The 18,405-nt window shown below is 73.5% G+C and carries 15 protein-coding genes, 1 tRNA gene and 1 pseudogene; 7 read left to right on the top strand and 10 right to left on the bottom strand.

The window, feature by feature from the left end; genetic code table 11:
* Window positions 1–25: 25 nt before the first annotated feature.
* Window positions 26–2,158: a transglycosylase domain-containing protein gene (locus ACIG87_RS13465; protein ID WP_396850779.1), complete on the top strand. Its 2,133-nt coding sequence runs from the start codon at window positions 26–28 to the stop codon at window positions 2,156–2,158.
* A 24-nt stretch (window positions 2,159–2,182) separates the two neighbouring features.
* Here the strand turns inward: ACIG87_RS13465 and ACIG87_RS13460 are convergent, their stop codons facing one another.
* A complete protein-coding gene (locus tag ACIG87_RS13460) occupies window positions 2,183–3,574 on the bottom strand; it encodes a cobyrinate a,c-diamide synthase (protein ID WP_396850778.1) in 1,392 nt (463 codons plus the stop codon).
* A gap of 181 nt (window positions 3,575–3,755) precedes the next feature.
* On the opposite strand from ACIG87_RS13460, the gene ACIG87_RS13455 reads away from it, so the two are divergent.
* On the top strand, window positions 3,756–4,571 hold the full coding sequence (locus tag ACIG87_RS13455) for an SURF1 family protein (RefSeq protein ID WP_396850777.1): 816 nt from the start codon (window positions 3,756–3,758) through the stop codon (window positions 4,569–4,571).
* 1,006 nt (window positions 4,572–5,577) lie between these two features.
* Window positions 5,578–5,952, top strand: a complete 375-nt coding sequence (locus ACIG87_RS13450) for a hypothetical protein (protein WP_396850776.1) — start codon at window positions 5,578–5,580, stop codon at window positions 5,950–5,952.
* 104 nt (window positions 5,953–6,056) lie between these two features.
* Here ACIG87_RS13450 and ACIG87_RS13445 read toward each other — a convergent pair whose 3' ends face one another.
* From ACIG87_RS13445 to ACIG87_RS13430, 4 genes and pseudogenes are all read right to left on the bottom strand, one after another.
* On the bottom strand, window positions 6,057–7,649 hold the full coding sequence (locus ACIG87_RS13445; RefSeq protein WP_396850775.1) for an ATP-dependent DNA ligase: 1,593 nt from the start codon (window positions 7,647–7,649) through the stop codon (window positions 6,057–6,059).
* A gap of 187 nt (window positions 7,650–7,836) precedes the next feature.
* Complete coding sequence (locus tag ACIG87_RS13440) at window positions 7,837–8,043, bottom strand: hypothetical protein (protein ID WP_067308586.1); 207 nt, start codon at window positions 8,041–8,043, stop codon at window positions 7,837–7,839.
* A gap of 77 nt (window positions 8,044–8,120) precedes the next feature.
* On the bottom strand, window positions 8,121–9,473 hold the full coding sequence (locus ACIG87_RS13435) for a dipeptidase (protein WP_396850837.1): 1,353 nt from the start codon (window positions 9,471–9,473) through the stop codon (window positions 8,121–8,123).
* A gap of 204 nt (window positions 9,474–9,677) precedes the next feature.
* Window positions 9,678–10,489 (bottom strand): annotated as a pseudogene (locus ACIG87_RS13430) (uridine kinase); the annotation flags it as partial.
* On the opposite strand from ACIG87_RS13430, the gene ACIG87_RS13425 reads away from it, so the two are divergent.
* The gene (locus ACIG87_RS13425) at window positions 10,424–10,825 is read left to right on the top strand and encodes a rhodanese-like domain-containing protein (RefSeq protein WP_396850774.1); all 402 of its coding nucleotides are present in this window, start codon (window positions 10,424–10,426) and stop codon (window positions 10,823–10,825) included. The pseudogene ACIG87_RS13430 and the gene ACIG87_RS13425 overlap by 66 nt on opposite strands.
* Window positions 10,826–10,928: 103 nt before the next feature.
* On the opposite strand, the gene ACIG87_RS13420 is transcribed toward ACIG87_RS13425, so the two are convergent.
* From ACIG87_RS13420 to ssb, 3 genes are all read right to left on the bottom strand, one after another.
* Entirely contained in the window at window positions 10,929–12,473 is a 1,545-nt protein-coding gene (locus tag ACIG87_RS13420) for a cobyric acid synthase (RefSeq protein WP_396850773.1), read from the bottom strand.
* On the bottom strand, window positions 12,470–13,516 hold the full coding sequence (locus ACIG87_RS13415; RefSeq protein WP_396850772.1) for a cobalamin biosynthesis protein: 1,047 nt from the start codon (window positions 13,514–13,516) through the stop codon (window positions 12,470–12,472). Before ACIG87_RS13415 ends, ACIG87_RS13420 begins: the two co-directional genes overlap by 4 nt.
* A gap of 145 nt (window positions 13,517–13,661) precedes the next feature.
* Window positions 13,662–14,456 (bottom strand): single-stranded DNA-binding protein, encoded by a 795-nt coding sequence (ssb, locus tag ACIG87_RS13410; protein ID WP_396850771.1) that lies wholly within the window; start codon window positions 14,454–14,456, stop codon window positions 13,662–13,664.
* A gap of 387 nt (window positions 14,457–14,843) precedes the next feature.
* On the opposite strand from ssb, the gene ACIG87_RS13405 reads away from it, so the two are divergent.
* Together ACIG87_RS13405 and ACIG87_RS13400 are read left to right on the top strand one after the other, a co-directional pair.
* Complete coding sequence (locus ACIG87_RS13405) at window positions 14,844–15,272, top strand: HPF/RaiA family ribosome-associated protein (protein WP_396850770.1); 429 nt, start codon at window positions 14,844–14,846, stop codon at window positions 15,270–15,272.
* 258 nt (window positions 15,273–15,530) lie between these two features.
* On the top strand, window positions 15,531–16,610 hold the full coding sequence (locus ACIG87_RS13400; protein ID WP_396850769.1) for an alpha/beta hydrolase: 1,080 nt from the start codon (window positions 15,531–15,533) through the stop codon (window positions 16,608–16,610).
* Window positions 16,611–16,758: 148 nt separating this feature from the next.
* Here the strand turns inward: ACIG87_RS13400 and ACIG87_RS13395 are convergent, their stop codons facing one another.
* Window positions 16,759–17,448: a hypothetical protein gene (locus ACIG87_RS13395; protein ID WP_396850768.1), complete on the bottom strand. Its 690-nt coding sequence runs from the start codon at window positions 17,446–17,448 to the stop codon at window positions 16,759–16,761.
* Between the two features lie 151 nt (window positions 17,449–17,599).
* Here ACIG87_RS13395 and ACIG87_RS13390 point away from each other — a divergent pair.
* Window positions 17,600–17,672, top strand: a tRNA-Arg gene (locus ACIG87_RS13390).
* Between the two features lie 220 nt (window positions 17,673–17,892).
* Here the strand turns inward: ACIG87_RS13390 and ACIG87_RS13385 are convergent.
* Window positions 17,893–18,354, bottom strand: coding sequence for a GNAT family N-acetyltransferase (locus ACIG87_RS13385; RefSeq protein WP_396850767.1), 462 nt, complete (start codon window positions 18,352–18,354; stop codon window positions 17,893–17,895).
* Window positions 18,355–18,405: the final 51 nt, after the last annotated feature.

The following is an 18,405-nucleotide window of genomic DNA, read 5'->3' as shown; positions in this document are numbered from 1 at the left end:
ATCGGAAATGTCATAACTTGACCGAGTGAGCAATCGACCCCTTGCCGCCGCAGGTCGTTCCGTTCCTCTCCTCCGCGCCGGGCTGATCGCCGGCATCGTGATCGCCGCCGTGGCGTACCCGCTGGTCGCCGTGACCGGCCTGGCTGCCAAGGCCACCGCGCACGCCGTGGAGCAGAAGACCAACATCCTGCGCACCGCCCTGCCCGCCGAGACGTCCTACCTCTACGCCCCGGACGGCAAGACGATCCTGACGATGTTCTACGAGGAGTACCGGCAGTACACCAAGTTGTCGGACATGTCGCCGAACATCCAGCAGGCCATCGTCGCCGCCGAGGACAACCGCTTCTACCAGCACCGGGGTGTCGACCCCAAGGGTGTCGCCCGCGCCTTCGTGGCCAACGCCCGTTCCAGCGGCGTCTCCCAGGGCGCCTCGACGTTGACCATGCAGTACGTCCGGATGGCGCTGCGGGACAGCGCGCAGAACCCCCAGGAGGTCCAGGAGGCCACCCAGCAGACCAGCCTGCGCAAGGTCAAGGAGATGCGGATGGCGCTGGACATCGAGAAGGAGCTGACCAAGGACCAGATCCTGGAGCGCTACCTCAACTCGGCGTACTTCGGCCACCGGGCGTACGGCATCTACGCGGCAGCGCAGATCTTCTTCTCCAAGACCCCGGCCACCCTCACCCCGGTCGAGGCGGCCACCCTCGCCGGCCTGGTCAAGTCCCCCTCCGAGTACGACCCGCTCAGCTCGGACCAGAAGGAGGCCACCGGCCGGCGCAACTACGTCCTCGACAAGATGACCCAGCTCGGCTACCTGTCACCCGACGCCGCCGCGGTGGCGAAGACCGAACCGATCCGGACCCGGCCCACCACCCCGGCCAACGACTGCACCTCGCTGCCCAGCAAGTACACCAGCTGGGGATTCGCCTGCGACTACGTCAAGAACTGGTGGAGCGCGCAGCCCGCGTTCGGCGAGAACCGGCTGGAACGGATGGACAAGCTGCGCCGGGGCGGCTACCGGATCGTGCTGAGCCTCGACCCCAAGGTCCAGGCCGCCGCCGAGAACAATGTCGGCGCGAAGGACAACACCGGCAGCCCCTTCGCCAACGGCATCGTGGTCGCCGAACCGGGCACCGGACGGATCAAGGCGATGGCGGTGAACCGGACGTACTCCCTGGATGTGAGCGAGAACGGACCCAGCTCGAACCCCGAGGCCGACCCGAAGGTGAAGGCGAACTACCCGAACACGGTCGCCCCGCTGCTCGGCGGAGGCAGCCTCCCCGGCTACCAGGCCGGCTCGACGTTCAAGATGTTCCCGATGCTGGCCGCCCTGGACGCCGGGATGCCGCTGTCCACCGCGTTCGACTCGCCGTACCGGTACAAGTCCGCCGTGTACGACGGCTGGGCGCCGTCCAACGCCAGCGCCGCGATGACCGGCCGGCAGACCATGTGGTCCGGGTTCGGCAAGTCGGTCAACACCTACTTCGTCCAGTTGGAGGAGAAGATCGGCGCGGACCGGGGGGTGCACCTCGCCGAGCAGCTCGGCCTGCGCTGGCGTACCGACGTCGACAAGGACCAGGCGTCGCCCACCAAGGCGAAGAAGTGGGGCGCGTTCACCCTGGGCGTCTCCGACGCCACCCCGCTGGAGATGGCCAACGCGTACGCCGCGATCGCCGCCGACGGCCGGTACTGCGAGGCGATTCCGGTCAACTCGATCACCAACCGGGACGGCACCCCGGCCACCTACAAGACGACCGGTGGCATCGAACGGGAGGTCGCCAAGCCCCGCTGCCGGCAGGTGGTGAGCGCCGACGCGGCCCGCGCCGCCACCGACGCGGCGCGCTGCCCCACCGGCGACACCCCGGCCAAGGGAAGCTGCGGTGGCTGGTCCACGGCGGACGGCGTCCGGCGCACGGTGGGTCGCCCGGTGGCCGGCAAGACCGGTACCACGGACAGCACCCGGTCCGCCTGGTTCGTCGGATACACCCCGGAACTGGCGGCGGCGAGCTTCATCGCCGACCCGGACAACCCGTTCAACGCCGTCGGCGACGGGCAGTCCCAGGTCCCCGTCAACGCGGTCGCCCAGACCCTCCGGGACGGCCTCAAGGGCACCCCGACCCGCCAGTTCACCCCACCGTCGGACGCCATCGTCGGCTGAGGTCGCAGGCCGCCGGCGGTCCGGTCAGGCCGGGACGCCGACGCCCTCGGCCCCCGCCGGCAGCGCCGCCGCCGTCACCAACCGGGTCGCGATCTCGGGGTACGCCGCCCAGTGCAGGCCGAGCTGGGAGGCGTGCACACCCCGCCAGACGAAGCCCTCGGGCGTGCCACCCTCCCAGCTCCACGCGGCCCGCTGCCCCGACCGGGGGGTGAGCACGGCACCGTGCTGCTTGTAGCCCACCACCGTCGTCCCGGTGCGGGCGACCACGCTGTCGGACTGGGCGGTCGCCTCCCGGTAGCCCACCACCAGGCCGTCCCGGCTGGCCCCGATCGCGTCCAGCACCCCGCACATCGGCAGCCCGTCCAGTTCCCGGGCCAGCCACAGCAGGCCGGTGCCCTCGGCGACCACCGGACGTCCGGCGCGGGCCAGTTCGGCCACCGCGATGCAGAGCCGACGGTTGGCCGACAGGTCCCGCGCGTACGACTCGGGTAGCGCACCCCCGACGACCAGCGCGCGGGTGCCGGCGGGCAGCGCCTCGTCGCGCAGCGGGTCGACGGTGACCACCTGCGCCCCGGCGGCCCGGAGCAACTCGGCGGTCTCCGCGTGCCCGTAGCTGCCGCCCGGCCCTCCGGCGAGCGCCACCACCGGCAGGTCCCCGGCCGGAGCCCCGGAGGCCGGAGCCACCGAAGCCGGCGACCACGGCGGGACGGACAGCGCCGGGGCGGAGCGGGCCAGGGCGAGCAGGCGCTCCAGGTCGACCGTGCCGGCGACCGCCTCGCCGAGCCTTCGGACCGCCCGGGACGCCTCGGCGTCCCGACCGAGGACCGGCACCACACCGTGCCGGCGCGAGGGCAGCACCGGGGGCAGTTCATGGCGGCGCAGCGCGCCGTAGACCGGCATCCCGACGTCGTCGAGCGCCTCCCGGAGCATCGCCTCGTGCCGTCCGGAGGCGACCTGGGTGAGGATCACCCCACCCAGCCAGAGCTGCTCGTCGTACGAGCGGAAGCCGTGCACCAGGGCGGCGACCGACTGTCCCATCGCCGCCACGTCCACCACCAGGACCACGGGGCTGCGCAGTGCGGTCGCGACGGCGGCGGTGGACTCCGCCTCGGGGCGGCCGGCGACCGAGTCGTACAGGCCCATGGTGCCCTGCACCAGGGCCAGCGCGGCACCCTCGGCCCCGTGCGCGAAGAGCGGCCCGAGGCGGTCGGCGCCGATCAGCCGCGGGTCGAGGTTGCGGCCGGGACGGCCGGCGGCCAGGCCGAGATATGCCGCGTCGACGTGGTCCGGGCCGACCTTGAAACCGGCGACGTCGAGCCCCCGGTCGGCGAGGGCCGCGAGCAGGCCGATCGAGACCGCGTTGGTGCCGTGACCGGAGGACGGCGCGCTGAACACGAGGCGCGGCACGGCAGTCATCATCGACTCCTCGGTGGCAACGGGTGGTAGCGCACGGCCGGCCGGGAGGAACACCGGCGGCGATCCGCTCGCGTGACCATACCCGCCCGCACCGACAGGGGAGACCGCCGATCCGGCCCTGCACGGGCCGATCCCGGGCCGTCGCCGAGGGTGTCGTCGGTCATACGGGTAGCCTCGTGCTGTGTACCGGTTCCTGCTGACCCCACGCTGGCTGGGCATCCTCGCGTTGACCCTGGTCGCCGCCGCCGTCATGGTGTTGCTCGGCAACTGGCAGCTGGACCGCTACCGGGAACGCACCGCGGTCAACGAGCGCATCGACGCCGGCACCGCGGGCACCCCCGCGCCGCTGCGGGCCACCCTGCCCGCCCCGACCGGCGGCGCGGGCACGGTCGGCCCGCCCCCCGCCGAGCAGGCCGAGTGGAGCCGGGTCACCGCCACCGGTCGGTACGACGCCGCGAACGTCGTCCTGGTCCGGGGCCGGACGGTGGAGAGCAAGGTCGGCTTCGAGGTGCTCGCCCCACTGGTGCTCGACGACGGCACGGCGGTGCTGGTCGACCGGGGTTGGGTTCCCCCGGCTCCCGGCGGCGCGATGGCCATGCCACAGGTGCCCCCGCTGCCGGCCGGCGAGGTGACCGTCGTCGGTCGGGTACACCCCACCGAGAGTGGCGGGAACGGCGTGGACCGGCGCGAGGGCCGGTTGGAGACCCGTCGGGTGACCGTCGACAAGCTGGCCCGGGAGCTGCCGTACCCGCTACACGGGGCGTACCTGCTGCTCGACGAGCAGACCCCGGCGAACGACCCGGCGTTCCGCGCGGTGCCGATCGGGCACGCCAACAACTGGCAGAACTTCGGCTACGTCGTCCAGTGGTGGCTGTTCGCCGCGATGACGCTCTTCGGCTATGGCTGGGTGGCCCGCCGGGAGGCCCGCCGCGCCGCCGGTCTGGACGCGCCGAAACCTCCCGTCGACCGGGCCGCCGAACCCGCCACCCCCGCCTGATCCAGGCCCGCCCCCGGCTGCCTGGCCCGCCTGGCCCGCCCGCCTGGCCCGCCCGGCTGGCCCGCCCGGCTGGCCTGGCTGGCCTGGCTGGCCCGCCCGCCCCGCCTGGCTGGCCCGCCTGGCTGGCCCGCCCGGCTGGCCTGGCTGGTTGGCTGGCCCGCTTGGCCTGCGGCATGTGGCCCACCTGATCCGCCTGCCTGCCTGGCACACCCTCCCGACTTGCGGCCCATGGCCGTCTCAGGGGCACCGAAGCTTGTAGGTGCCCTGTCGAGCTGATGACGTATAGGTGCCCTGTCGAGCTGATGACGTAAACGAGTCAGCCGATCAGCTCGGCCGATCAGCTGCGGTCGTGATTCGTCTACGTCATCAGCTCGACAGCATCCGAACCAGCTAACGCCCGCACCACGCCCGGCAGGGCCGTCGGGGTCTGGTCACCCGCATGCTCCAGCCCCAGTCGCTGCCCTTGGCCCGGGGGTCAACGCGACGACGCCGGACGCTGTAGGGTCCGCGACGTGATCAGCGTGTGCGAGGGGTCGCGGTGACCCCCGATCCCACCCCGCCGTACCCGTCCGATCCGCCCACGCAGGCGAGCCCCGCCTACGATCCGTGGGCACCGGCGACGGACGCTCCCACGGACACGCCCTCGGTAGAGTTCCACGCACCCCCGGCGCAGCCACCGCACCCCACTGCCCAGTTCCCGGCAGCACCGTCGGAGCCCGCCACCCCGTACGCGACGGGGCCGTACTCGGCACCACCCGCGCAGTCCACGCCGTCGGCGCACTACCCCGCGCCACCCGGGACCGCCCCGTACTCCGCACCGCCGGGCACGGCCCCGTATCCGGCACCGCCGGCGACGGCCCCGTATCCGGCACCGCCCGCGCAGTTCTCCGCGCCACCCGGGACCGCACCGTACTCCGCACCGTCGGGAACCGCCCCGTACCCGGCACCACCGGCGGACCGGCCTGGGCCGTACCCCCCGTTGTTCGCGTCGGCGGTGCCGACGCCGATGCCGCAGGCCGGTCAGCAGCCGGGGGCGGCGACCATGCAGATCGGCGAGATCCTGGTGAGCCCGCCGGTGATCCACACACCGGCCGGGGTGATGCCCCTGGCCGGCGCCAACTGGTACGTGGTGGACCAGTGGCACCGGGAGGAGAAGATCGCCAGCTGGGCGATCGTCTGCGCCGTCCTCGGCTTCTTCTGCCTGACCTTCTTCAGCCTGCTCTTCCTGCTGATCAAGGAGACGCGGCACTACGGCACCGTGCAGGTGACGGTGACCAGCGGCGGCCACCAGTATGTGGCCCGCATCCCGGTCGTCGACCAGGGGCAGGTGCAGCAGATCAACAACCAGGTCAACTACGCCCGGTCGCTGTCTGCGGTCTGACCCGCCGGACCGGACTGTCAGGCGGTGGGTCAGACCGGGCCGGGTGACCCCGCTCCCACATCCGCACGGCCACCCGCAGGACCAGCTTGGCCAGGTCGCCGAGGTCAGGCGGGGGCCCGCCCGGTGTGCAGTGCCCGGACCGTGTCGATGGTGTCGGCCTCGGCAGCCGACTTGTCGTGGCGGTAGCGCAGCACCCGGGCGAACCGCAGGGCCATCCCGCCCGGGTAGCGGGTGCTGGCGAGCACCCCGTCGAAGGCGATCTCGACCACCTGCTCGGGGCGGACCCGTACCACCCAGTCGCCGCGCTCCACGGCCAACCCGAGGAAGCGTTCGGTCTGCCAGCGCAGCAGCTCGTCGGTGAGGCCCTTGAAGGTCTTGCCGAGCATGACGAACTCACCGGTGCGCGGATCCCGGGCACCGAGGTGGAGGTTGGACAGCCAACCCTCCCGCCGGCCGCTGCCCCACTCGACCGCCAGCACCACCAGGTCGAGGGTGTGCCGGGGCTTGACCTTGACCCAGGCCGCGCCCCGCCGACCGGCGTCGTAGGGCGCGTCCGGTGCCTTGACCACGACCCCTTCCTGCCCGGCGTCGAGCGCGGCGGCGAACGCCGCGCCGGCCTGCTCCGGGCCGTCGACCTCGACCCGGCCGACCAGCAGTGACTCGTCGACCGCGCCGGCCAGGGCGGCCCACCGCTGCCGGCCGGGCAGGTCGATCAGATCGTCGCCGTCGAGGTGCAGCAGGTCGAAGAAGTACGGCGTGAGCACCGTCTCGCCGGTCGTACCGGCAGCGGCGAGCACGGCGGGGGCCACCGTCGTGACCCCGGTCGTGCTGGGGGTGGTACGCCGGGCCGCCCGGCTGGAGGTCTGCGGAAACGGCAGCGGACGGCCGGCGGTGTCCAACCCGATCGCCTCGCCGTCGAGCACCAGTTCCCGGGCCGGCAACGCGCGGACGGCGGCGACCACCTCGGGCACCCGGACGGTGATCTCGTCGAGGCTGCGGGTGAAGACTGCGATGTCGTCGCCGGAGCGGTGCACCTGGATGCGGATGCCGTCGAGTTTGACGTCGACCACCGCCGGGACGCCGGTGACGGCGAGCGCAGCGTCGACCGAGGGCGCGCTCTGGGCCAGCATCGGCGCGAGCGGACGACCCACCTGGAGCCCGAACCCGGCCAGCGCGGCGGCACCGCCGGTGCGGGCGGCCACCGCGACGGCCCGCAGGTCACCGGCGAGCAGCAGGGCCCGACGAACCGTCGCCACCGGCACCTCGGTGGCTCGGGCGATGGCGTCGGCGAGCAGGCCGGCCTGGGCACCCTGGCGCAGTTCGCCACGGAACAGGTCGACCAGGAGCCGCTGCTCGTCGGCGGTGGCCACGGCGAAGAGGGCGACGAGCAGTTGCCGGCGTCGGGCCTGGGAGCCGGGGCCGTGCACGGCGGCGATCTCGTCGACCGCTGCGTCGACGGCGCTCACGGTGAGGGTCGGCTCGGTGGCCGGGGGCGGCAACTCCCGCAGGCTGGCCCAGCCCACGCCGGTCTGCCGCTGGCGCAGCTCACCGGCGAGGTAGCCGGAGCCGGCCGCCACCTCGGCCGGGTCGAGCGCCCGGAGCGCGCCGGCCAGCAGCTCCACCTTGGCGCGTCGGCCGGTGGTGGCCGAGACGGCCGCAGAGGTGGCTGCCAGGTCGAGGAACCGCACGCACCTCATCCTGCCAGCCACCCCCGACGCCGCCCGGGTATTGCCGTACCTGGGCGGCTCCGATCCGGGACGGCGCACCCGGGGCCCCCTCCGACCCCGGTACGACCGACCCGGGCCGTCCCGATCGGGCGCGGCCGACCCGAGCGGGGTCAGCCGGACCCGCACCGCGCCACCGAAGCTCTCGTGGCGCTCCCCGTCAGGCCGAGACGGGCTCCTCGACGCGCAGGCCACGGGCGCGGACGCCGTCGGCGACCCGGGACAGCACCCCGTCCAGGGCGACCAACACGGCCGAGAGCTCGCCGAGCTGTTCCTTGAGCGTGTCCTCGGGCCACGCGGAGACGTCGACGTCTCCCAGAGCACTCACGGCGGCTTCCAGCCGCGTCATCACGTCGTTCGTACGCATGTTCGAAAGGTTATACCAGTGTGCCGTCCGACACGCCGCAAACTCCGACATCGGCCCCGAAGTTACGATTCCGCGACCTAACCGGCCCGTCGGCCCTCCTCGGCCACCTTCGCCAGCAGCAACGCCTCGGCGAGGCAGACCCGCGCGAACTCGCCGAGGTGCAGGCTCTCGTTCGGGCCGTGCGCCCGCGCGTGCGGGTCCTCCACCCCGGTGACCAGGATCGCCGCCTGCGGGAACATCTCCTGGAAGGTGGCGATGAACGGGATCGAACCGCCGACGCCGATGTCCACCGGCTCGGTGCCGTCCCAGGCGGCCCGGAACGCCGCGCGGGCGGCGTCGAACATCGGCCCCGACGCGTCGATGACGCACGGGTCGCCGTCGTGCTCCAGGGTCACCGTCACCTGGGCGCCCCACGGCGCGTGCTTCTCCAGGTGGGTACGGACCGCGTCGTACGCCCGCCCGGGGTCGTCACCCGGCGCGAGCCGTACGCTCAGCTTGGCCTTCGCGGCCGGGACCAGCGCGTTCGGTGCCTCGCCGGTGGCCGGGGCGTCGATGCCGAGCACCGCCAGCGCCGGCTTGGTCCAGAGCCGGTCGGTGATCCGGCCGGTGCCGATCAGCGACACCCCCTCGACCAGGCCGGCCTCGGCCCGGAACCGGTCCTCCGGGTAGTCGACGGCGGCGCCCGTCCGCCCGGTCAGACCGTCGACGGCCACGTCACCGGCGTCGTCGTGCAGCGTCGCCAGGAGGCGGACCAGCGCGGTCAGCGCGTCCGGCACGGCACCACCGAACATGCCGCTGTGCACCGCGTGGTCCAGGGTGCGCACCTCGACGAAGCAGTTGACGATGCCCCGCAGCGAGGTGGTCAGGGCCGGTACGCCCACGTCCCAGTTGGTGGAGTCGGCGATCACGATGACGTCCGAGGCGATCTCCTCGCGGTGCTCGGCGAGGAGCCGTTCGAGCGAATCGGAACCGTACTCCTCCTCGCCCTCGACGAACAGGACCACACCGACCGGGAGCTGGTCGCCGAAGGCGCGCAGCGCGGCCACGTGCGCCATGATGCCGGCCTTGTCGTCGGCGGCGCCGCGTCCGTAGAGGCGACCGTCCCGTTCGACCGGCTCGAACGGCGCGGACTCCCACAACGACAGGTCGCCGACGGGCTGGACGTCGTGGTGGGCGTACATCAGCACGGTGGGTGCGCCGGCCGGGGCGGCCCTCGTCCCGATCACCGCGGGCTGACCGCCGGAACGCACGATCCGTACGTCGAGACCACAACCGCGCAGCAGCTCGGCGACCGCCTCGGCGGAGCGCTCGACGTGCGAGTGGTCGAAGCCCTCGAACGCGATGCCGGGGATGCGGACGAGACGTTCCAGGTCGGCACGGACACCGGGCAGTTCCCGCTCGACGGCGGCCCGTACCTCGGACTCGGACATGATCGGTGAGGTCATGACCGGCATCGTATGCCGGCCTTACCGGGACGTTCCCCACGAGCCGGGACCAGGACCGGACCCAGCGCCCGGACCGACGCCGGGACCAGCGGCCGGACCGGCCCCGGCGGCAGAGCCGGGGCCAGCGGCCGGACCGGCCCCGTCGGCGGGGCCTGCGGCAGAGTCGGGCGGGACCGGCAGGGGGAACACGACGGCGGGCGTCGGCCGGCGTACGTAGTAGTGGTCCCGGTCGTGCGGCAGGGTCGGGGCCCCGTCGACCACCAGGTCGACGGCGGCGGCGGTCCGGTCGGCCGCGAAGTGGGCGTCCTCCCCGGCGTGCCAGCGACGCAGCTCCGGTAGGAGCTGCGCGCCGTCCCGTTCGAGCGCGCGGCGCAGCCGCAGCCCGGCCGGCGCGGTGACCTGCACGGACAGGGTCAGCTCGGGCCGGATCGCGGCCCGCGCCGCGCTCATCCCCTCCAGCAGCAGCACCGGGGCGACCGGCACCGGCACCTCGCGGGGCAGGAACGCCCGCCGTGCCCAGCTGTACCGCTGGTAGGCCCCCGGTCGGCCGGCCCGCAGCGGGGCGAGCACCCGCCGTTCCAGGCGGGTCCAGAAGGTGAGCTGGTCGTCCCAGCCGTCGAGCAGGTCGTCGGTGTGCACCACCGGCGGTCGCCCGCCGCCGGGCAGACCGGCCAGGGCGTCCGCGAGGCGCGCGGTGAAGACGCTCTTGCCCGCGCCGCTGGGCCCGTCGACGGCCACCAGTCGGGTACGTCCCAACCGGGCCGGACCGGCGAGCACCCGCCGGGCCAGCGTCGCGTACGCCTCGACCAGGGCCACCGTCACTCCGGTGACGCTAGTGGGTGTCCCCCGTGAGCCTGGTTCCGCCGTGAGGAGTGCTGTTCGTCGGGCGGGAGGTCCGGGTGCCGGGGCATGATCTGGACGTGCTCAATGACGTGATGAGTCCAGGCGTGGACGCCCTGCTGGAACAGGCCCGAGCCGGGCTGCGGCGGTTGAGTCCTCAGCAGACAATCGAGGCGGTACGGGCGGGTGCGCTGCTGGTCGACACGCGTACCGAAGGACAACGCCGCGAGCAGGGGGAGCTGCCCGGCGCGATCGTCATCGACCGGACGGTGCTGGAGTGGCGGCTGGATCCGGCCAGCGAGTGGCGCATCCCCGAGGCGACCGGCTACGACCGGGAAGTCGTGGTGGTGTGCCGGCACGGCTACAGCTCCAGCCTGGCGGCGGCGAGCCTCCAGGCGTTGGGCCTGCGCAACGCCACCGACATGACCGGTGGCGTGCAGGCGTGGCAGGAGGCCGGGCTGCCCCTGTCCGACCAGCCCGCCGACGTCCGCCTCTGACGGGCCACCACCCGGAGTGGCCGGCGGCCCGATCGGCTCACCCGCCAGCGGTGACCGGGCCGGGGTGACCGGTTCGCCCGTTGGCCCACGGCCCGCCCGGCGATCAGCTCGGCGGTGGAGCGCCGGGTGGGATGAACGGCAGGTCGGCGGGGCTGCCGGTCTCGATGAGCCGCCACAGCGCGGCGGTGTCCAGGTGCTCCTCGACCAGGTCGCCGAGCAGGTCCAGGGAGCGTTCGCGGGCGGCGGCGAAGGCGGTGTCCGGTGCGACGGTGAAGCCGTGCCGGCCGGCCGACCGGGCCACCTCGGTGAGGAACCGGCGGCGGAACTCGTCGGACTCGAACGCACCGTGCCAGTGGGTGCCGTGCACCGCGCCGAGCCGAGCGCCTTCGGGACGACCGTCGGCGTGGTGCAGCAGCGGGGGCAGCTCCGGGTCGGCGGCGGAGACGTACCCGTGGTGGATCTCGTAGCCGCGCACCGGGACGTCGTCGCCGGCGGTGCCAACGGCGGGGCGGACGGTCTTGCGCGGGTCGAAGGTGATCTCGATGGGCAGCAGGCCCAGACCGGGGACGCTGCCCCGGCGGCTCTCCACCGGGTCGTGGACGGCCGTGGCCAGCATCTGGAAGCCGCCGCAGATGCCGAGCAGCGGCCGACCGGCGGCGGCGTGTGCGGTGACCGCCTCGGCGAGCCCGGTCTCCCGCAGCCAGGCCAGGTCGGCGACGGTGGACTTGGAGCCGGGCAGGACGACCAGGTCGGCGGCGGCCAGTTCGGCGGGTTCGACGGTGAGCCGGACCCGGACGCCCGGTTCGGTGGCGAGCGCCTCCACGTCGGTGGCGTTGCTGATCCGGGGCAGCCGGACCACGGCGACGTCGAGCCACTCGACGCCGTACGGGGCGGCGGGCCGGCCGAGCACCCGCCCGTAGGCGAGCGAGTCCTCGGCGTCGAGCCAGAGGTCGAGCTGCCAGGGCAGCACTCCGTAAGTGGGTCGGCCGGTCACCGCGTGCAGCATGTCCAGCCCGGGACGGAGCAGACCGAGATCGCCCCGGAACTTGTTGATCACGAAACCGGCGATCAGCGCCTGGTCGGCGGGGTCGAGCAGGGCCACCGTGCCGAACATCGAGGCGAACACGCCGCCCCGGTCGATGTCACCGACCACGATGGTGGGCAGGCCCGCGTGCCGGGCGAGCCCCATGTTGACGTAGTCGCCGGCCCGCAGGTTGATCTCGGCCGGGCTGCCGGCCCCCTCGCAGATCACCACGTCGTACGCGGCACGCAGGTCGGCCAGGGCCGCGTACGCCGTCTCGGCGAGCTTCGGGCGGAGGGTACGGAAGTTGCCGGCGGTGACCGTGTCGACGGCCTCGCCGAGCAGCACCACCTGGCTGGCCAGGTCGCTACCCGGCTTGAGCAGTACCGGGTTGAACCGTAGGTCGGGGGCGAGCCCGCAGGCGGCGGCCTGCATCGCCTGGGCCCGGCCGATCTCGCCACCCCGCCCGTCCGGGCCGACCACCACGGCGGAGTTGTTGGACATGTTCTGCGCCTTGAACGGTGCCACGGCGACTCCCCGGCGGTGCAGCCAGCGGCAGATGCCGGCGGTGAGCACGCTCTTGCCCGCATCCGACGTGGTGCCCGCGACGAGCAGCCCGCCACTCACCGACCGCTCCCCCGGCCGAGCTGTCCCCTGCCGGGCCGTTCTCCGCCGAGTCGTCGGACCGGGCGACGGAGCAGCGCGCGGCCGGTGGCGGCGACCAGCCGGCCACCGGTCAGCGGCCAGAGCGCGGCCAGGGCGAGGGCGGCCAGGCCGACCGTTCCGGAGAGCCGGGCGGCCCGCTTCAGGTGCCGGGCCTCGGGGCGGGGGCCGTCGCCGAGGAAGGGACGCACCTCGGAGCGTCCGAAGTAGACGTTCCGGCCGCCGAGCCGGACGCCCAGCGCGCCGGCCATGGCCGCCTCGCACTGCCCGGCGTTGGGGCTGGGATGGTCGTTGCGGTCCCGACGCCAGACCCGCCAGGCCCGGTCACGGTCGCCGTGCACGGTGGGCGCGGCGGCGACGGTGAGCAGCCCGGTCAGCCGGGCCGGCACCAGGTTGAGCAGGTCGTCGAGCCGGGCGGCCGGGGTGCCGAACCGGGCGTAGCGGGGCGAGCGGTGCCCGACCATCGCGTCGAGGGTGTTCGCCGCCCGGTAGCCGAGCAGGCCGGGCAGGCCGGCGACGGCACCCCAGACCAACGGGGCGACCACCGCGTCGGAGGTGTTCTCGGCGACCGACTCGACGGTGGCTCTGGCCAGTTCACCCTCGTCGAGCCGGGACGGATCCCGCCCGCAGAGGTGCCCGAGCCGGTGCCGGGCCGCCGGCAGGTCACCGGCCCGTAGGGCCGAGCCCATCACCTTCGCCTCGTGGCGCAGGGTCCGGCCGCCGAGCACGGTCCAGGTGCCGGCGGCCACGACCAGGACCCGGGCCACCGGGTGCCGCCGGGTGGCCCGGCTGACGGCCACCCCGAGCAGCACCGGCGCACCCACCGCGACGGCGGTGAAGACCGCTCCCGCCCGGCGATCGGCGCGGTAGACCCGACGTTCCAGGGTGCCGGCGACCCGACCGAACCCGGCCACCGGATGCCATCGCCGCGGATCGCCGAGCAGGCTGTCCAGCGCGTACCCGGCCACCAGCCCGACCGCGTCCGCCGCCGCTGTGCGCCGCCCCACCCGTCACCACCTCCGGCCGGCCAGCCTAGTCGTACGCGGGGTGACCACGTTTGCCGTCGCCACCCCGCCCCCGTCCGTACGAACCCGCGACCCGAGCCCCTCCCCCGGCGCGATCCCGGGGTCTCAGGCCGCAACCGGCACCCTGTCAGGCCGGAACCGGCACCCGCCCCCGGCCACGTCGGCCCCGGCCCGCCGGGGCGTCGACCACCTCGCTCGGCACCGGGGCGACCGTGCCGCCCGGCTGGCCCTCGCCGCCGGGCCGCACCACCGATTCGTCACCGCTGCCGCTGCCGGTATCGGTGTCGGTGTCAGTGCCGGTGCCGGTGTCGTCGTCGGGCAGCGGGGGCAGGTCGTCCCCGGGCTCGTCGTCGAATGGGTCGGCTGCCCGGGTGTACCCGTCGCCGGACAGGTCGTGGCCGGCGCGCGGGAACCCGAACCCGGACAGCTCGAAGTCGTCGTCGAGGGGGCGGTCGTCCGGCCCGGCGGGGGCCTGCCCGACCGGCACCGGCTCGGTCGTTTCGCCCTGCACCCGCTGGGCCGCCTCGTCGTCCTCCACCGCGCTGGTGGCCATGCTCGGCCGGTTACGCAGGAAGCGGGACCGGCCCCGGGACAGGTCGTGCCCGACCGCGACCGCCTCCAACTCGTAGAGGACCCGGTGGTTGCCGGCGTCGTCGGTCCAGTCGCGGGTGTAGAGCCGCCCGGCGACCACCACCGGGTCGCCGACCATGACCGAGGCGGCCACCCCCTCGGCCAGCTTGCGCCAGCAGTTGACCCGGACGCGGAGGCTGTTGCCGTCCACCCACCGGCCGCTGTCACGGTTGAGGCGGCGGGCGGTCGAGGCCACCTTGAAGTTGGCGACCAGGGTGTTGCTCTGTGCGGTACGACGCCACTCCGGCGCGGTCAGCACGTTGCCGACGATCGTGACGTAGGTATCGAACATCGTCCCCTCCCAGGGGTCCTGCGGATGCGATGGCGAGTCGACTCGGGACCGAGCCTGGCCGGCGCGGCGTTGCCACGCGAGCGCCCGGCCGGGTCCTGTGGACAACCGGACCGCCTGTGGACAACAACCTGATCAAGGTCCCGGTGTGCTAGGCCGACCGGCCCTGGATGCGGTGGCCGGGCCGCAGCATGATCGATAGCGCAGCAGGATCAACGCCCACCAGGGCCGGGAAGGGGGTGTGACCCGGAGTGAGGTCGACCCCGATTGGGTAATGAGTTGATCAATCGAGCACCACCAGGCACGACGTCCGACGAGAAAGGCAGTGCTGATGATTCGGATCCCGCTCCGTACGACCGGCTCCGTCCGCACCGAGCGGGAGGTGCGGCGATGAGCGCGGTGGCGAACCCGGCGACCGTGGCCGAGTGCCTGCGGATGGGCGCGGGCTTCTCCCAGGGAGACCGGAACTGGATCGTCGAGCAGTTCGGCACCCTGGACGCCCGGCTGGCCACCTTCCACGCCGACGCCACCGAGCTGGAGGTGTCGGTCAAGGACCGGGAGGCGCGCGGGCAGAAGGTCACCCTGGAGTGCTGGATCGCCGGCCGGCAGAAGATCGTCACCACCTCGAACGAGGAGGACCTGCGGGCCGCCCTCAACGACGCCCGGGACGACATGCGCCGCAAGCTCAACGACGCCAAGACCCGGCAGGAGCCCCGGCACAACAAGCACATCCGGGAGATGGCCCAGCCCATCCCCGCACCGGTGCCGGACGCCGACCCCGCCCACGACGTCGACCGGATGGACGCCGAAACCGCCTGACCGCACCGCGCGCCGTCCCCGCCCCCGCACCCCGCCGGGCGGGGACGGCACCACAGACAGGCACACCTCGGGCACACCTCGCCGCCCGGCGGCGACCCCGAAGGCCCCCGCCGGGCGGGGACCGGACGGTCCGGGTGATGGTCCCCCGCCGCCCCCCAGCGGCACCTCGCCGGGCATGGGTGTAAGCCTCGGGCAACCGATCGTCGGCCAAGCCCCAGGGCTACCACCGGGTAGCCCGGCGGGCGTACCGTCGCGGTTGTGGAACAGGACGTGCTGGGGCCGCCGTACGAGCGGCAGACGATCGACCTGGGCACCGACGACGAGGGGCCGGTGGTCGCGACCCTGGTCCGGCGGCGTGCCGAGCGCCCGACCGGTCGGGCGGTGCTCTACGTGCACGGCTACGTCGACTACTTCTTCCAGACCCACCTGGCCGACTTCTACGCCGCACGCGGCTGGGACTTCTACGCCCTCGACCTGCGCAAGTACGGCCGCAGCCTGCTGCCCCACCAGACCCCGAACTTCTGCCGCGACCTGAGCGACTACTTCCCCGAGCTGGACGCCGCCGCAAAGATCATCCGGGACGAGGACGGGCACGACACCCTGCTCGCCATGGGCCACTCCACCGGCGGCCTGATCATCTCGCTCTGGGCGCACGCCCGCCGCGACGCCGGCCTGGTCGACGGGCTCGTCCTGAACAGCCCCTTCTTCGACATCAACGCCCCCTGGCTGATCCGTCGACCCCTCGCGGCGGCCGTCTCCCGGCTGGGCCGCAGCGCGCCGCGCCGCATCCTCCCCTTCGGCCTGGGCACCGTGTACGGCGAGAGCCTGCACGCCGACCATCGCGGCGAGTGGACGTACGACCTGGCGTGGAAGCCGCTCGCCGGGTTCCCGGTCCGGGCCGGCTGGCTGGCCGCGATCCGCACCGCCCAACGGCAGCTCCGCGCCGGGTTGGAGATCCCCGTCCCGGTGCTGCTGGCCTGCTCGACCCGGAGCTTCCGGGGCACCCGCTGGCACGACTCCGCGGCCCTGGCCGACGCGGTGCTGGACGTGGAGCACATGGTCCGCTGGGCCCCCCGGCTCGGCCGGCACGTCACCGTGGCCCGCTTCGACGGCGGCAAGCACGACCTGGTCCTGTCCGGCCAGGCCGTACGCGAGCAGGTGTTCACCGAGGTCGGCCGGTGGGCCGAAGCCTTCCTCGGTGCCGGTCCGACCCGCCCCGCCGACGCCGAAGCGCCCCTCGACACCCGCCCGACCGACGCCCGGGTACCCGCCACCCGCGCCCCGGACGACCCGGTGCCCCAGTCGCCGACGATGATCGACTCCGCTGGGCCGAAGTAGCGGCAACGACCAGCCCGGGACACCGCTGAATCGCCACCAACGAGTCGATCAAGACGGCCCTCCAGCCGGGCGCGACAACCGACCGAGGCGACAGCCAACCGGGGCGACAGTCGACCGGGGCGACGACGGCCCGAGGCGACCGGCGGGATCAGCGGGCGGGCAGGGCGGCGAGCACGCGGTCGAGGGTGGCCACCGGGTGACCGTGGGCCTGGCCGCTGTCGGTGTCGGCGGGCAGCACCACGCCGAGGCAGCGCAGGCCGAGCTCCCCGGCGTCGTCGGGGCGTACCCCGAAGACGGGAGCGCCGACGTAGCCGGCGGGGAGCGCGGCGCTGATCCGCAGCCGTTCGCCGTCGCGGACGGCCCGCTCGACGGCGACCTCCAGCGGCCGGGTGCCGTCCGTGCCGACCCCGAGGGCCAGCACGATCGCGGTGACCGGCTCGGCCCCGAACCCGGCGATCTCGTCCGCCCGGACCGCGACCGTCGCGGGCACCGGCTGCACCCGCCACTGCCAGCCCTGCCCGGCGGCGAGCGTGTGCAGGTCACCCGTCGGCATGATCGCCACCCCGAGCCCCGGATCACGCACCCACCACGCCGGACGGTCCGCCAACGGCAGGTCGTCACCGGCCACCCCGGCCGGCTCGGTGACGCTGGGCCGCAGCCCGAGCCCCTCCGCGTACGCGGCGACGACGTCGGCGGTCAGCAGGAACTCGCCGGTCGGATGCGCGAGGAAGAAGGCGGTACCCGGCTCGCCCGCCGTCCGGACCGGCAGGATGGCCCGGCCCAGGAGCTGGCACAGCTCGTAGGCGACCTCGTTCTCGACGTCGGGTTCCAGCAGCACGGACCCGAGGGTACGGGCCGGCGAACCCACCAGATCGAGGGTGCCCGGATCGGGGGCGGCGTGCGACGCTGATCACGCGTGCCCGGACGCGACCCGTTCCCCCGTTGGGGCGGGGGTCGGCGGTACCCTCTTGGCGCGACACGTACGCCGCGCGCCCGTAGCTCAGCGGATAGAGCAGGGGACTTCTAATCCCAAGGCCGCAGGTTCGAATCCTGCCGGGCGCACACGTACTTCCCTTCAGACCGGCTCGCGTGGAGCTGTTCGTGGCACCAGCGCACTTCGGTGTCCCCGTGGCAGCCTCGAACGGACGCGGCAAGCGCCAGCGCGACGATCGAAACCCTCCCCAGCGGGTCACTGCGCGTGAATGTCTTTCACTTCCCACCCTCCGTCGGCCTGCTGCGGACCATATGCGGACTGCTCGGGGGCGTGGAAGCGCGATCAGCGCTACAGGGTCTTCGTCATGAAGACGCTGTTGGAGTCTTCGGTGTAGGAGCCAAATGGAGAGCAGAAGCTGAACCCTGCCTTGGCATACAGTGCTCTCGCGGGTGCGAAGAACTCCATGCTGCCCGTCTCCAGAGAGAGCTGGCGGACACCGCGTCCTCGAGCGTCCTGCACGAGATGCTGGAGAATTCGGCTAGCGATCCCTTGACCTCGTCTCGCCGGATCGGTCCGCATGCTCTTCACTTCCTCGTGCCTGGGTTCCAGCGCCACCACCGCACCAGTTCCCACGATCTGCTCACGGACGCAAGCGACCCACAGTCGGACATCTGGTGCCTGCAGTCCACGAAGATCCAACGCGTGCCGGCTCTCCACCGGAGCTGTAGGAGCCATGTCATCGAGATGCGCCTGTAGAAACGCAGAAAGGCCGGGGTTGGTGAAGTTGGCCCGCTCGATACTCAGGTGCATGGTGCCATGATGTCGACGCCTTGTTTCGCCTGCGTTTCGCGCAGCCCGCCG

Source organism: Micromonospora sp. NPDC051925 (assembly GCF_044548625.1).
Classification (GTDB): domain Bacteria; phylum Actinomycetota; class Actinomycetes; order Mycobacteriales; family Micromonosporaceae; genus Micromonospora.
The sequence above is the reverse complement of the archived record's forward strand: the minus strand, read 5'-3'. Positions and strand labels throughout refer to the sequence as shown.

Excerpts from the sequence above, each read along its gene's own strand:
- ACIG87_RS13435 (WP_396850837.1), bottom strand. The coding sequence starts at position 9,473 with ATGTCCGAGTCCGAGGTACGGGCCGCCGTCGAGCGGGAACTGCCCGGT.
- ACIG87_RS13460 (WP_396850778.1), bottom strand. The coding sequence starts at position 3,574 with ATGACTGCCGTGCCGCGCCTCGTGTTCAGCGCGCCGTCCTCCGGTCAC.
- ACIG87_RS13450 (WP_396850776.1), top strand. The coding sequence starts at position 5,578 with ATGCCGCAGGCCGGTCAGCAGCCGGGGGCGGCGACCATGCAGATCGGC.
- ACIG87_RS13440 (WP_067308586.1), bottom strand. The coding sequence starts at position 8,043 with ATGCGTACGAACGACGTGATGACGCGGCTGGAAGCCGCCGTGAGTGCT.
- ACIG87_RS13405 (WP_396850770.1), top strand. The coding sequence starts at position 14,844 with ATGAGCGCGGTGGCGAACCCGGCGACCGTGGCCGAGTGCCTGCGGATG.
- ACIG87_RS13445 (WP_396850775.1), bottom strand. The coding sequence starts at position 7,649 with ATGAGGTGCGTGCGGTTCCTCGACCTGGCAGCCACCTCTGCGGCCGTC.
- ACIG87_RS13385 (WP_396850767.1), bottom strand. The coding sequence starts at position 18,354 with ATGCACCTGAGTATCGAGCGGGCCAACTTCACCAACCCCGGCCTTTCT.
- ssb (WP_396850771.1), bottom strand. The coding sequence starts at position 14,456 with ATGTTCGATACCTACGTCACGATCGTCGGCAACGTGCTGACCGCGCCG.
- ACIG87_RS13425 (WP_396850774.1), top strand. The coding sequence starts at position 10,424 with ATGAGTCCAGGCGTGGACGCCCTGCTGGAACAGGCCCGAGCCGGGCTG.